We start from the raw sequence: 12,917 nt of genomic DNA on the forward strand, positions 1-12,917 counted from the left end.
GTAGCGAATCGTACGGGTGTACCGGAATCGTGTTGGCTGACAAGGTCGGCCCGGCGTGTCGGAAGGGACCACGCCGGGACCGATCATGTCATCGAAGGGGCTGGTCAGTCATCGATCGTGGCCTTATTGCCCAGGATCGAGTGGCGGCGGCCGTAGGCGAAGTAGACGACGAAGCCAAGGGCCATCCAGATCAGGAAGCGCAGCCAGGTTTCCACCGACAGGTTCACCATCAGCCACAGGCAGGCCAGCACGGCCAGGATGGGGATGAGGGGGACGAAGGGGACGCGGAAGCCGCGGGGCAGGTCGGGGCGGGTGCGGCGCAGGATGATCACGCCGATCGAGACCAGCACGAAGGCGAACAGCGTGCCGATGTTCACCATTTCTTCCAGGGTGCCGAAGTCCACGAATCCGGCCAGGATCATGCAGAGCACGCCGACGATGACGGTCAGCCGCACGGGGGTGCCCCGCTTGCCGGTGTGGGCAAGGGCGCGGGGGAGCAGGCCGTCGCGGGCCATCGCGAATCCCACGCGGGTCTGGCCGAGGAACAGCACCATCACCACGGTGGTCAGGCCGGCGAGCGCGCCGATGGAGATGACGTTCTTGGCCCAGTCCACGCCGTGGATCTGGAATGCCGTTGCCAGCGTGGCGTTCTCGCCCGCCAGTTCGGTGTAGGGCACCATGCCGGTGAGCACCAGCGTGACCGCCACGTAGAGCACGGTCACGATCAGCAGCGAGCCGAGGATGCCGCGCGGCACCGCCTTCTGAGGGTTCTTGGTCTCCTCCGCGGCGGTGGCGACCACGTCGAAACCGATGAACGCGAAGAACACCAGGCTGGCCGCGGCGAGCAGGCCGTACCAGCCGAAGTTGCTGTCACCGGCGCCGGTGACGAACGAGAACAGCGACTGGTGCAGCCCACTGGCACCACCGTCGCTGGGCTGCGAGGGCGGGATGTAGGGGCTCAGGTTCGAGGCCTTGAAGTAGGTGATGCCGAGCACGAGCACCAGCGCGATGACGGCCAGCTTGATCGCGACCGCCACGGCCGACACCCGCGAGGACATCTTGGTCCCCAGCGCCAGCAGCACGGTGAGCACGGCGAGCAACAGCACCGCGCCCCAGTCGAACGTGATCGACCCCCATTGCACTGTGGCCGAATCGAATCCGAAGACGGTGCCCAGGTACTGCGACCAACCCTTGGCGACCACGGACGCGGCGAGGGTGAATTCCAGGATCAGATCCCAGCCGATGATCCACGCCACCAATTCGCCGAAAGTGGCATATGAATAGGTGTAGGCACTACCGGCCACCGGCACGGTCGAGGCGAATTCCGCGTAGCAGACCGCGGTGAGTCCGCAGGCGATCGCCGCGAAAACGAAAGCCAGCGATACCGAGGGCCCCGCGACATTGCCCGCGGTGCGTGCGGTCAGGGTGAAAATGCCCGCGCCCACGACAACGGCGACACCGAAGATCGTCAGATCCCAGGCCGTGAGGTCTTTGCGGAGTTTGGAATCGGGTTCGTCGGTATCGCGAATCGACTGCTCCACCGATTTGGTGCGGAATGCTCCGCCCCATCGGCTGGGCGATCTACCCACCCCTGGAGTGTCCTGCGGACTCGGCACGGTATTTCTCCTTCTCTTGCGAAAAAACGTAATCGGGGGTTACCCGGAATCGGGTCAGTGCACGCCCTGCATGCGGCGCTTGATCCAGGGGGCGCACGCGACCACGACGAAACCGGCCACGATGGCCGCGCCGCCGCTGAACCCGAAGTAGGCGGCCTCGCTGTCGGGGCTGTAGAAGCGGGCCAGCGTGCCCGCCATCGACGTGCCGATACCGACCGAGAAGAAGTACAGGGCCATCATCTGCGAACGGAACGCGGCGGGCGCCAGGTGCGTGGTCACCGCCAGCCCGATCGGCGACAGCAGCAGTTCCGAGACCGCGAAGCCGCCGAGGATGGCGAACACCGCCAGCACCGGCACGGTCTTGCCGTCGAACCCGCTCAGCAGCGCGAACATCCAGAACGCCACACCCATGCCGATCACGCCCAGCGCGAACTTGATCGGGGTGCTGGGCGCGCGGTTGCCCAGCTTGGTCCACAGCAGCGCGAACAGCGGCGACAGCGCGATGATCCACACCGGTTCCACCGAACCGATCCAGCTCGCGGGCGCTTCCCAGCCGAAGATGCGCCAGTCCACGCGTTCGTCGGAGTACACCGCGAGCATGGTGAACATCTGCTGGAACAGCGACCAGAACACCGCGTTGGCGATGAACAGCGGGATGAACGCGATCACGCGGGTGCGTTCGATCTGGGTCACCTTGGGGCTGCGCAGCATCACCGCGAAGTAGACGATCGAGGCGACCACGATCACGCCGGTGGTCACGTCGGAGATGTTCTCGAGGGTGAGCAGCCCGGTCAGCACGGCCACCAGCACCACGACCGCGGCGACCGCGACACCGATCAGCACCGGGGTCAGTTCCCTGCGGGTGACGGGGTTGGGCACCTCACGCCCGTGGGTGCCCAGGTTGCGGCGGAAGGCCACGTACTGGGTCAGGCCCAGCGCCATGCCGATCGCCGCGGCGCCGAAGCCGACGTGGAAGCCCCACTCGCGCTGCAGCAGCCCGGTCAGCAGCGGGCCGGAGAACGCGCCGATATTGATGCCGAGGTAGAACAGCGTGAAGCCGCCGTCCACGCGCGCGTCGGTCGGCGCGTAGAGGGTGCCGAGCAACGACGACGCGTTCGCCTTCAACCCGCCACTGCCCACCGCGACCAGGACAAGGCCGACACCGACACCGACCAACCCGGGCAGCACCGCCAACGCGATGTGACCGACCATGACCACGACACCGCCGTAGAACACGGTCCGCTCCATGCCCAGCACCCGGTCGGCAATCCAGCCGCCGAGCACCGTGGACAGGTACACCAGGCCGCCGTAGGCGCCGACGATGCCCAGCGCCGTGCTCTGCGCGATCCCCAGACCGCCGTCGGCGGTGGAGTAGTACAGGTAGTAGCCCAGGATCGTGAGCATGCCGTAGAACGAGAATCGCTCCCACAGCTCGACGCCGAACAGGTTCGTCAAACCGATCGGGTGCCCGAACAGGGTGCGTTCGGCTGCCGCGTCGGGGTCGCCGGGCTGGTCGCCGGGCGGGGTCTCTTCCGTGGACATGAGGCCAACGATCCCACGTCGAAACCGTGGACAGCAATTTTCCCGCATCGTCGCGGGTTCGGCGTGCCGCGCCCGTCGTGTCGCGACAAACCCGTCCGGCGGCGGTGGCCGACACGAATTACCCTGGGGTAAACCGCAATCGCGCGACGGACGAGGTAAGCAGACGTGCTCACAGCCCAGGTGACCGTGCCCGTGCCGCCACCGCGGGCGTTCGCGAGCCTGGCCGACGGGTGGCTGTACGCGAGCTGGGTGGTCGGCGCCTCGCATATCGGCGAGGTCGACGACGACTGGCCCGCCGTGGGCAGCCGCATCCACTACCGCTTCGGGCTGTGGCCGGTGCTCATCAGCGACACGACGGTGGTGCGTGCGATCGACCCGCCGCATCGGCTCGAACTGGAGGCGCGGTTGTGGTCGGTGGGGTCGGCGTGGATCACCCTGACCCTGGCCGAGGAACAGCCGGGGCACACCACGATCAGGATGGTCGAACGGGCCGCGCGCGGGCCCGCGCAGTTCATTCCGGGGCCCGCACAAGATCTTCTTTTCGCGGCGCGTAATCAAGAATCACTCGATCGATTGGCGAATTTGATTCGTGCTCGTTCGCACAATGAATGACTCGGGGTAAAAGCCGACCGGTACGTACTTCTCGCTTGCGAGGATTGCGTGCCGAAAGTCGTTGAATCGAATTACCTGTCCCTGTGTCGAATCCGCATAGTTGGTTTAGTCTCATGGCCACATCGAAATGTGTAGGTCAGGGGACGCGCGTGCTACATGTCGAGCACTTCAACAATGGCTGGTTGAATCCGGCACTGGCTTTCGGCCTGTCCTTCATCGGATCGGTATTGGGGCTGCGGTGTGCGGTGCACGCCAAGACCTCGCCCGCGCCGATGGGCTGGCTGATCGCCGCGGCCATCGCGCTGGGCGGGGCGGCGATCTGGGTCATGCACTTCACCGCCATGCTCGGATTCAGCATCCACGGCACACCGATTCGCTACGACGTGCCGCTGACACTGCTCAGCGCGGTCATCGCGATCGTGGTGGTGTTGATCGGCCTGACCATCGTCACCGGCGGCGGCAACGAGTGGGTGACGCTGCCGATGGGCGGCGCGATCACCGGCCTCGGTGTCGCGGCCATGCACTACCTGGGGATGTGGGCCATGCGCACCCAGGGTGTCATCGAATATCACCCGGTGCTGATGGCGCTGTCGCTGGTGATCGCGGTCGTGGCGGCCACCGCGGCACTGTGGTTCATGCTGCACGTGAACGGGCTGCTGATGACCGCCGGTGCCGCGCTGGTGATGGGAATCGCGGTGTGCGGCATGCATTACACGGCGATGGCGGCCATGCGTGTGCAGCCCGGCGCGGCGCTGACCGAGGTGGACGGGGTCACGCCGATGCAGTTGCTGTTTCCGTTGATCGCGACGGTGTCACTGGTGGTCACCGCGTTGGTGGTGGTGGTCGGGCTGGCCGAGTTGGAGGTCGGCGAGAGCCGTGCGCACACCGAACCGCTGCGCGCGAGCACGGGTGGGATGTACAGCACCGATCCGGCCACGTTGTCCGACAGCGGAAAACACTGGCCACGCCTGCCGAATTAGCCGCCGTGGCCGAATGTTTCGGCCACGGCGGCTGGTGTCAGCTGGGCTGAGGCAGTTCGCAATTGTCGACCTGCGGATTGACGCCCGCGTAGTTGAGCGGGCCCGCGATGATCGTCACCGCGATGGTGCCCAGCGTCGCGCAATTCTGGTCACGCTCGGTGTAGTAACCACGCTGTCCTGCGGCGAGGATGCCGATCAGCAACCACACCATCACGACGATCGACACAATGCGAGGTGTATTGCTGGACATGGCATTTCCTCTTGGTCTGCGGGTTCTGCGGATGCTTCGCATGATCAGTAGTAGTGCCGACGGCCACCGACCGGACGCCCGAAGCCGCCGATCAATGCCAGCGCCACGCCGACCACGAGAAGGATGACGCCCACTGTATTGAGAAGTGGGATGCCGAAAACCAGTCCGGCTATGAGGAGCACTGCGCCGAGAAGAATCATTAGAGCTCACCTGTTCGGTGTCGGGACCATGGATACCGGTGGGCACCCACAGTGGCCGCATGCCCGGTTTTCCCGAACCGAAACAGGCTGTGGCACAAAAGCGCTAGACCGTGATCAGCGTCCGAAGATGGGCAGCGCCGCCGAGCCGGTCGAGGGCTGCACGGGGGCGCTCGAGCCCAGATCGGCGTCGAACGAACCGGTCCCGCTGCCCGTTCCGCTACCGGTGCCGAGTTCGGCCGAACCCGACGGCAGCAGATCCCAATCTGCGCCGCCGATCGCCTGGGCGGAGCCCGCACCGAAAACGGTCGCGGCGGCGAATGCGGCCAGCAGGGCCGCGCGCGTGGTGGTGTGACGGATGGACATGGTGAAACCTCCGAGTGCTTCGCTGTGATAGCACTGCAGACGGTATCTGAAATAGTGTGATTTCACACCGGATCGGTGGTTATCCCGAGCCTTGCGGGCGCTGACCCACTTCCATCTGCACCCGATAGCGATCGGACCGATACCAGCTGGCCGTGTGCTCGATGGGCACCTCCGCGCTGAACGACACCCGGTCGAAATGTAGGACGGGAGCGCCCTTCTTGATCCGCAGCAGCGCCGCGACACCACCCTCGGCGGCCTGCGCGTCGACGGTCTGCACGGCGCGTTCGATCGGGCGACCGTAGTGGTCGGCGGTGGTGCGATAGATCGACCCGGTGAGGTCGTGCGAGATCAGGCCGGGCACCAACTCGGGATTGAACCAGGCGTCGTCGACACTGATCGGATCATCGTCGGCCAGGCGCAACCGACGCACGTGATAGGCCGACGCGCCCTGCGGCAATCGCAGCGCGCGGGCGGTGGCTTCGGGCGCGACCATTTCCTCGGCGACCAGCACCAGTGTGGTCGGGTGATGGCCCAGCGCGCGCATCTCCTCGGTGAACGAGGCCAGGTGCAGCCGCGACTGCACGGGTCGGTGCGCCACGAACGTGCCCTTGCCGCGAACCCGGACCAGATATCCTTCGTTGACCAGTTGGCCCACCGCCTCGCGCACGGTGATCCGGCTGACGCCGTAGTCCTGCATCAGGTTTCGCTCGCTGGTCAGCAGATCGCCCGGCTGTAGCTCGCGCGTGCACTTCTGCAGCAGAATCGCGCGTAGCTGTTCGTGTTTGGGCACTGCGCTGTCGCGCAGCGGTGCGGGCATCGCCAGTGGCTCCTTTTCGCTGGTGGACCAACCGGTCCCTACTGGTCCTATCCGGTTGATTCGAGAGTACGCGACCAGCGCCCGACAGCCCAGCGATGTTTTCGCGGCTAGCGGATACCCGGCGTGCGCGGATCGGTGCCGAGGCACCCCAGGATCACGCACCCCGGCGGCGAATCCGCGAACGGCGCCTTCGGAGTCTGACCTAGACAGTCCACGAAATTGCAGCCGGGGTAGGCATACGGGCCAACGCCCAGCGTGCCGAAGAAGGCGTCGGGCCGCGAGATCATCGGGTCGGTGATGCTCACGTCCGGGCGCTCCCGGTAGGGTCCCGGATCGGGGATCTGCTGGTCACGGAACGCGGACACCAGCGTGCGCAGCACATCGTGGGTGTAGGTGGTGGACGCGCCGACGGTCGCCACGCCGGTCCAGTTCAGCACCAGGCCCAGACTCGGCACGATGAAGCTGTCGTTGCGCAGCATGCCCGACATCTTGACCGCGTCGTCGGGAAGGCCGGGGAATTCGGGACGGCACTGCGGGCCGTTGATCACGAACAGGAAGCCGTAACAGGGCATGCTCGCCGAAGGCGACAGCGCGGCCCGCAGATAGTCGCCGGAGATCACCTGTTCGGTGTTCCAGCGTCCCCGATTGGCAACGAGCAGACCGAGTTTCGCGAAATCATCGGGCGGCAGGATCAAATGCGCGTGCCCGTAGGTGTTTCCGGCGCGATCGCGCGCCCAGTAGTAGTCGGTGCGCGCAATGCCCAACGGGTCGAACAGCTTTCGCTGGGCGAAGGCTTGAAAGTCCTCACCGACCGACTGCCCGATCACGTAGGCCAGCAGGTCGACGGCGCGCTGGCTGTAGCGGAACATCGTGCCCTGCGGACGTTCGATCGGCATCGCCAGTGCCTGCGCGACGATATTGGGGTCCAGTTGCACCAGCCCCGTCGCGCCCTCGGCGGCGATGGCGACCTCCATGCCCGAGGATTCGGTGAGCAGGTTGCGCACGGTGATCTCGCGGTGCGCGGCATCGCCGAGGCCCGGCGGCAGGTAGCGGTCGATCGGCGCGTCGAGCTCGAGTTTCCCGTCGTCCACCGCGGCGCCGGCGACCAGTGCGACAACACTTTTGGTCCCGCTCCACAGATTCCACGCCACCCCACCGGATTCGGCATTGCGCGGGCCCGTCGCGACGAGGCAGTTGTTGCGGTACAGCGCGATGTTGAAACGGGTCACGTCGGCGGCGCGCGCCATGGCGGCGGCGAGGATATAGGGGTCGAGCGCCGCCTCGGTCGGGGTGGCCGACTGCGGTGTGCGGCCGGAGCTGACTTCACACTGTTTCGCGGTGACCGGTTCGGCGTTCGCGCTGGGCAGCCCTGCCCCCGAAATCAGGGGCAATACCGTAATCGCCACTGCCGCAAGGTATTTCAGATAGCCGCGCATGTAACCCTCCGGGTGGTGTGTCAGGAGGGAAATCGTGAACGGTCACGTTCTTGTTACCGCGGATCAGCTGCCGTAGGGGCCGCACGCGTCGATCGCGTGGTCCTTGGAAACGTTGAAAGTGTCGATCACGCCGTTGAGTTCGTCGGTGGCGGCGCGGCGTTCGAGGGTGTCGGCGAGGGTGTTGGTCTTGGCGATGTAGTCGCGCAACGGGCCCGACAGGTCGGCGATGACGTCGCCGGTGATGCGCCGGTCCAGGTCCTTGGCGCTGTTGCGCAGCGTGACCACGGCGTCGCCCGCCTTGGTGTCGGTGTCGGGCGCCTGATCGTTGGACGCGGCGATGTAGGCGTTGAACGAGGTGACCGACGTCTTGTTGGCCGTGCGCAGGCCGTCGCAGGCGCCGTCGTTGGCCGCCTCGATCTTCGCCAGCCGCGAGGAGGTCGCGGCCGCGGACGAGGACGCCATCTCCACGGTGTACGAGGACAGGTCGTTCTGGTTGACCTCGGCGGTACCGCGCACCTGCTTCGAACAGGCGCCGATCAAGATCACTCCGGTCACGGTGGCCGTCATCGCGGTCCCCAAGCCCAGCCGTTCCAGTACGCGCATTCTCTCTCTCCTGCCTCGATATTGCAGGCACCGGGTCGGGCCGGAGCCGAACATATCGACCGTACTGGCTATCGGCGGGCGTCGTCAGGTCGCGGTGGCGATTTCGATGACGAAACGAGACGCGGCGCCGGGTTCGCGGACCCGGCGCCGCACTCGATCAGTTCTGCGCGAGCATCCCGCGCATCGTGGCGATCTCGGCTTCCTGATCGGCCGCGATCTTTGTCGCGAGCTGCCGTGACGGCGGGTTCACGCCGCTGCTCAGCTCGGTCTGCGCCATGCCGACCGCGCCCTGGTGATGGGCGATCATCATCTCCAACCACTGCTTGTCGAAATCGGCGCCGTTGGCCGCCTGCAGACTGCTCATCTGCTGCTGCGTCATCATGCCGGGCATGTCGTGTCCGGCATGGCCCTCGCTCGCGCTGGGCGCGGGCTTGCCGAAGCTGGTGAGCAGGTCGGTGATCTGCTGCATCTCCGGCGCCTGCGCCTTCTCCACCTGCGCGGCCAGCGTGATCAGCTGCTGATTCTGCGTGTGGCTGGGCACCATCTTCGCCATCTCCACGGCCTGCGCGTGATGCGGGTACATCATCTGCAGGAAGGTGACGTCGGCGTCGTTGAACTCAGGCCTCGCGGCTGCGGTTGTTGTCGTAGTCGAGTGCTCGGTGGTGTGTGCGGGGGTGCTGCTGTCGTCGCTGCAGCCCGCCGCGAACAACACGGTGGCGGTAGCGGCGATGACGATGTGGGTACGGCTGATGAACATGGTGATCCTCCTGAGGATTGTGGGTCGATACGGGTGAGGCAGGTGAACTGCCGCACCTGTCAGATCCGCAGAATCGCCAGTTGGGAAAGGGTCAGGACGGTCCACGGGGGTGGGCGTTCGCGGCGGCCGCGCCAGAGTCTCGGGGCGCGGTGGGTGGATTCGGCGGTGGTGCCGAGGCGGTAGAGCAGGACCAGGGTCAGTGCGATGGACAGGGCTGCGAGCACGAAAACGCAGGGGTGGACGGCGGCGTGTTCCTCGCAACCTGATGCGCCGCAGCCGGTGTCGAGGTCGGGTGTGGCCATGACGGGGTTGTCATGAGGTGCGGGATGGTCTGCGGGCGGTGTCGCGGGTTGCTGGTGCGCTCCCACGGCTTCCGGGTGGGCAGACGACCCCGTGGCGACGGCTTCGTGGGCGTGCGCGGTTCCGAAAACCGCAGAATGCATGGCGACGATTCCGGCCAGCAGCATCAACACCGCCAGCGCCCGGGCGATCCCCGAGGCGCGCGGCGGCTGATGCTGGTCCATCACGTCAGCCAGTGTAGGCAATACCGGGTAGGGGTAATCATCACTGGGTCGCGATGTCGACGACCAGGCGCGGGGGATCGGTCAGCGCGGTCACCGCGAATGGCGGCTGAGCTGCGTCGATGCCGATGAACGACTGGGTGACACCCTCGTAGACCAGCTTCTTGTAGACGCCGGTGATGCCCGGCACGCCGGGGTCGGTGACGGGATCGGGCCCGGCGAACGGCGGCACCACCGAGTCGAACGGATACGCCGACCCGAGGATCCGCACCTCGAGAATCGACCGTCCCGCCACGTCGACGGGCCTACCGCTGCCGTCCTGCACCGCGCTCTCGGTATAGGCCACCTGCCACCCGGGCGTTCCCGTGCCGCCCAGCGCGAACACCACCCGGTCGAAGCCGGCCTGTCGGCCGACCCGAATATCGCTCACCGTCAATGCCGCGCCCGCGGATGCCTGGCCGGACTTCGGACCCGCGTCGGTGGGCACCTCGCCCGTGGCATCGGCGAAGGTACTGGCGGTGCTCGTGGTGGTGGGTGGCGCCGTGACCGGGGCGCTGTCGGTGCCGCAGCCGGACACTGCCACCGCGGCCGCGGCGATCAGCACGAACACGAGGGCGTTGCGCATGCCGCCGATGCTACGCACGTCGACCGCGGCCGTGGGCGAAGGAACGCGGGGTGTGTTCGGCAACGGAAAGTTTGCTGAGAGCGTGTCCGAAGCCGGTGATCCGCGACGATGCGCGCAGGTCGCAGGCACGAATTTCGGTGAACGCGTACCAGATCAGGCGTTAGCGCCGGCCACGCGAATCGACCGACGGGACGACATCCCAGTCGACGGATTGGAGAACAACACAATTCATGAGATCCATCGATTCGGCAGCATTCGCAAGGCCGTCGCAAATCCATGGGACCCGTTCTCCCTCATCGAAATACATCCCATGAGGTCCCCTCGAGAGCCACCGCACGCACCGATCGCGGGCCCGGATGTGACGCGAGGGCAACGATCTAGCACACTTGCCGGGTGGACAGTGTTGAGGACGTATTCGACCGACTACGGCGGTTTCCGGATGTGGAAGCGCCGAACCTCTATGCCGTCGACGCCGCCGACAGGCTGATCCTCGACACCGCCGCGGACGCCCTGGCCGCGGCGGGTAGCGGCGAGGTTGCGGTGATCGGCGATGCCTACGGCGCGCTCACCCTCGGCGTCGCCGCGCAGCACGGACTGTCCGGCATTCGCGTGCACCAGGACCTGATCACCGGCGAATCGGCGCTGGCAGGCAACGCCAAAACCCTCGGACTCACCGACCGCTTCACCACCCACGCGCTCGACGCCGACCTGCTCACCGGCGCGCGCGTGGTGCTGATGCGGTTGCCGCGGATGCTGGCCGGCGTGGCCGAGATCGCCGAGACCATCGCCCGCTACGCCGCCGACGACGTGGTGGTGTTCGCGGGCGGGCGCGACAAATACCTGACCCCCGCCATGAACGAGGTGCTCGCCGAATCCTTCGCGCAGGTACGCGCGGGCCGCGGCAGACAGAAGTCGCGGGTGCTCATGGTCAGCGAGCCGCTGCCCGTGGGCGAATCGCGATTCCCGGTGCGGGAGAACATCATCGAGATCGACGGTGACGTGGTCGCCTACGGTTCGGCCTTCTCAGGACCGCGCTTGGACATCGGCACCCGCTTCCTGCTCGAACACCTCGACCGGATGAAGCCCGACGCGCGCGACGCCGTCGATTTGGGTTGCGGCACCGGCATTCTCGCGGTCGCACTCGCCAAATCCCGCCCGCACATCCGCGTGGTCGGCACCGACCAATCCGCTGCCGCCGTGGCTTCCGCGCGCGCCACCGCCGAAGCGAACGGCGTCGCCGACCGGGTGACCGTGGTGCGCGACGACGCCATGACTTCGGCCGCCGACAACAGTGCCGACCTGGTGCTGTGCAATCCGCCGTTCCATGTCGGGGCGGCCGTGCACACCGGCTCGGCGATCAAGATGTTCGTCGAAACCGGGCGCGTGCTTCGCCCCGGCGGCGAACTGTGGACCGTCTACAACTCGCACCTGAACTACCGCGGCGTGGTCGAACGGATGGTCGGCCGCACCGACGTGATCGCCCGGAACCAGAAGTTCACGGTGACGCGGTCCGTTCGTGGTCTGCGCGACGTACAACGATAGGGCGACCCGAAAGCGGTAGAGTCCGATTTGTCCGAACGGGCGGGTGGTGCGGTCCTCGACCGAACCGCCGGGAACTTTGTCCGATCACGGCGCGTTGAACTCAGCAGTTGGAGCTTCACAGCTACTCGTAACTCCAAGAAAGGCGCACGGTGCGTACCTCATCGAATCCGGTGTTCAAGAACCTTCCTCGCCAGGAGGGTGTCGGCGGTTACGCGAACTTCGGTTCGGGCGTAGCCGGCGCAGGCCAGCTCGGTAACCAGCAATACGGCGAATACGGGCAGCAGTACGGCCAGCAATTCCAGCAGGCCCCTGCCACCCGCGCGATGACCATCGACGACGTGGTCACCAAGACCGGTATCACCCTCGCGGTGCTCACCGTCTCGGCGATCGTGTCCTTCGCGCTGTCCACCGCGAACCCGTCGCTGGCCCCGATCTTCGCCATCGGCGGCGCCATCATCGGCCTGGTGCTGGTCCTGATCGCGACCTTCGGGCGCAAGATGGACAACCCGGCCATCGTGCTGTCCTACGCGGTCTTCGAAGGCCTGTTCCTCGGCGCGCTGTCGCTGATGTTCACCGACGTCACCTTCGGCGGTGTGGGCGGCAGCGCCCTGATCGGCCAAGCGGTCCTGGGCACCTTCGGCGTGTTCTTCGGCATGCTCGTGGTCTACAAGACCGGCGCCATCCGCGTCACCCCCCGCTTCACCCGCATGCTCATCGGCGCCATGGTCGGCGTGCTGGTGCTCATGGTCGGCAACCTGATCGCGAGCTTCTTCACCGACGGCGGCTTCGGCCTGCGCGACGGCGGCCCCCTGGCCATCGTGTTCAGCCTGGTCTGCATCGCCATCGCCGCCTTCAGCTTCCTGCTGGACTTCGACTCCGCCGACCAACTGATCCGCGCCCAGGCCCCCGAAAAGGCCGCATGGGGCGTGGCCCTGGGCCTCACCATCACCCTGGTCTGGCTCTACGTCGAAATCCTCCGCCTGCTGAGCTACTTCCAGCGCGACTGAGTTAGTCGATCACCAACAAAGCGGCTCTCCACCACGGTGGGGAGCC

15 protein-coding genes are annotated in these 12,917 nt (G+C 66.5%); 4 read left to right on the plus strand and 11 right to left on the minus strand.

Features of this window, described 5'->3' with window-relative positions; genetic code table 11:
* Window positions 1–104: 104 nt before the first annotated feature.
* Both ACFWVD_RS01200 and ACFWVD_RS01205 read right to left on the minus strand, forming a co-directional pair.
* Complete coding sequence (locus ACFWVD_RS01200; RefSeq protein WP_379239892.1) at window positions 105–1,616, minus strand: amino acid permease; 1,512 nt, start codon at window positions 1,614–1,616, stop codon at window positions 105–107.
* Window positions 1,617–1,670: 54 nt separating this feature from the next.
* Window positions 1,671–3,158, minus strand: coding sequence for a peptide MFS transporter (locus ACFWVD_RS01205; protein WP_379239893.1), 1,488 nt, complete (start codon window positions 3,156–3,158; stop codon window positions 1,671–1,673).
* Between the two features lie 165 nt (window positions 3,159–3,323).
* On the opposite strand from ACFWVD_RS01205, the gene ACFWVD_RS01210 reads away from it, so the two are divergent.
* Together ACFWVD_RS01210 and ACFWVD_RS01215 are read left to right on the plus strand one after the other, a co-directional pair.
* Window positions 3,324–3,770 carry an SRPBCC family protein gene (locus tag ACFWVD_RS01210; RefSeq protein ID WP_379239894.1) on the plus strand — a complete coding sequence of 149 codons (447 nt, stop codon included), beginning with the start codon at window positions 3,324–3,326 and terminating at the stop codon, window positions 3,768–3,770.
* Window positions 3,771–3,919: 149 nt separating this feature from the next.
* Window positions 3,920–4,750 carry an MHYT domain-containing protein gene (locus ACFWVD_RS01215; protein WP_379239895.1) on the plus strand — a complete coding sequence of 277 codons (831 nt, stop codon included), beginning with the start codon at window positions 3,920–3,922 and terminating at the stop codon, window positions 4,748–4,750.
* Between the two features lie 37 nt (window positions 4,751–4,787).
* On the opposite strand, the gene ACFWVD_RS01220 is transcribed toward ACFWVD_RS01215, so the two are convergent.
* From ACFWVD_RS01220 to ACFWVD_RS01260, 9 genes are all read right to left on the minus strand, one after another.
* Complete coding sequence (locus tag ACFWVD_RS01220; protein ID WP_379239896.1) at window positions 4,788–5,000, minus strand: hypothetical protein; 213 nt, start codon at window positions 4,998–5,000, stop codon at window positions 4,788–4,790.
* A 44-nt stretch (window positions 5,001–5,044) separates the two neighbouring features.
* Complete coding sequence (locus tag ACFWVD_RS01225) at window positions 5,045–5,200, minus strand: DUF6131 family protein (protein ID WP_379239897.1); 156 nt, start codon at window positions 5,198–5,200, stop codon at window positions 5,045–5,047.
* A 114-nt stretch (window positions 5,201–5,314) separates the two neighbouring features.
* A complete protein-coding gene (locus tag ACFWVD_RS01230; protein WP_379239898.1) occupies window positions 5,315–5,563 on the minus strand; it encodes a hypothetical protein in 249 nt (82 codons plus the stop codon).
* Window positions 5,564–5,642: 79 nt separating this feature from the next.
* Window positions 5,643–6,380, minus strand: coding sequence for a GntR family transcriptional regulator (locus ACFWVD_RS01235; RefSeq protein WP_379239899.1), 738 nt, complete (start codon window positions 6,378–6,380; stop codon window positions 5,643–5,645).
* A 107-nt stretch (window positions 6,381–6,487) separates the two neighbouring features.
* Entirely contained in the window at window positions 6,488–7,786 is a 1,299-nt protein-coding gene (locus tag ACFWVD_RS01240; RefSeq protein WP_379239900.1) for a serine hydrolase domain-containing protein, read from the minus strand.
* 93 nt (window positions 7,787–7,879) lie between these two features.
* The gene (locus ACFWVD_RS01245) at window positions 7,880–8,419 is read right to left on the minus strand and encodes a hypothetical protein (protein ID WP_379239901.1); all 540 of its coding nucleotides are present in this window, start codon (window positions 8,417–8,419) and stop codon (window positions 7,880–7,882) included.
* Window positions 8,420–8,576: 157 nt separating this feature from the next.
* Window positions 8,577–9,176, minus strand: coding sequence for a DUF305 domain-containing protein (locus ACFWVD_RS01250; protein ID WP_379239902.1), 600 nt, complete (start codon window positions 9,174–9,176; stop codon window positions 8,577–8,579).
* Between the two features lie 59 nt (window positions 9,177–9,235).
* Complete coding sequence (locus ACFWVD_RS01255) at window positions 9,236–9,703, minus strand: hypothetical protein (protein WP_379239903.1); 468 nt, start codon at window positions 9,701–9,703, stop codon at window positions 9,236–9,238.
* 37 nt (window positions 9,704–9,740) lie between these two features.
* Entirely contained in the window at window positions 9,741–10,322 is a 582-nt protein-coding gene (locus ACFWVD_RS01260) for a hypothetical protein (RefSeq protein WP_379239904.1), read from the minus strand.
* 393 nt (window positions 10,323–10,715) lie between these two features.
* On the opposite strand from ACFWVD_RS01260, the gene ACFWVD_RS01265 reads away from it, so the two are divergent.
* Both ACFWVD_RS01265 and ACFWVD_RS01270 read left to right on the plus strand, forming a co-directional pair.
* Entirely contained in the window at window positions 10,716–11,864 is a 1,149-nt protein-coding gene (locus ACFWVD_RS01265; RefSeq protein ID WP_379239905.1) for a class I SAM-dependent methyltransferase, read from the plus strand.
* A gap of 149 nt (window positions 11,865–12,013) precedes the next feature.
* Window positions 12,014–12,871 (plus strand): Bax inhibitor-1/YccA family protein, encoded by an 858-nt coding sequence (locus ACFWVD_RS01270; protein ID WP_379239906.1) that lies wholly within the window; start codon window positions 12,014–12,016, stop codon window positions 12,869–12,871.
* Window positions 12,872–12,917 lie beyond the last annotated feature (46 nt).

The organism is Nocardia sp. NPDC058666 (genome assembly GCF_042714895.1).
GTDB lineage: Bacteria > Actinomycetota > Actinomycetes > Mycobacteriales > Mycobacteriaceae > Nocardia.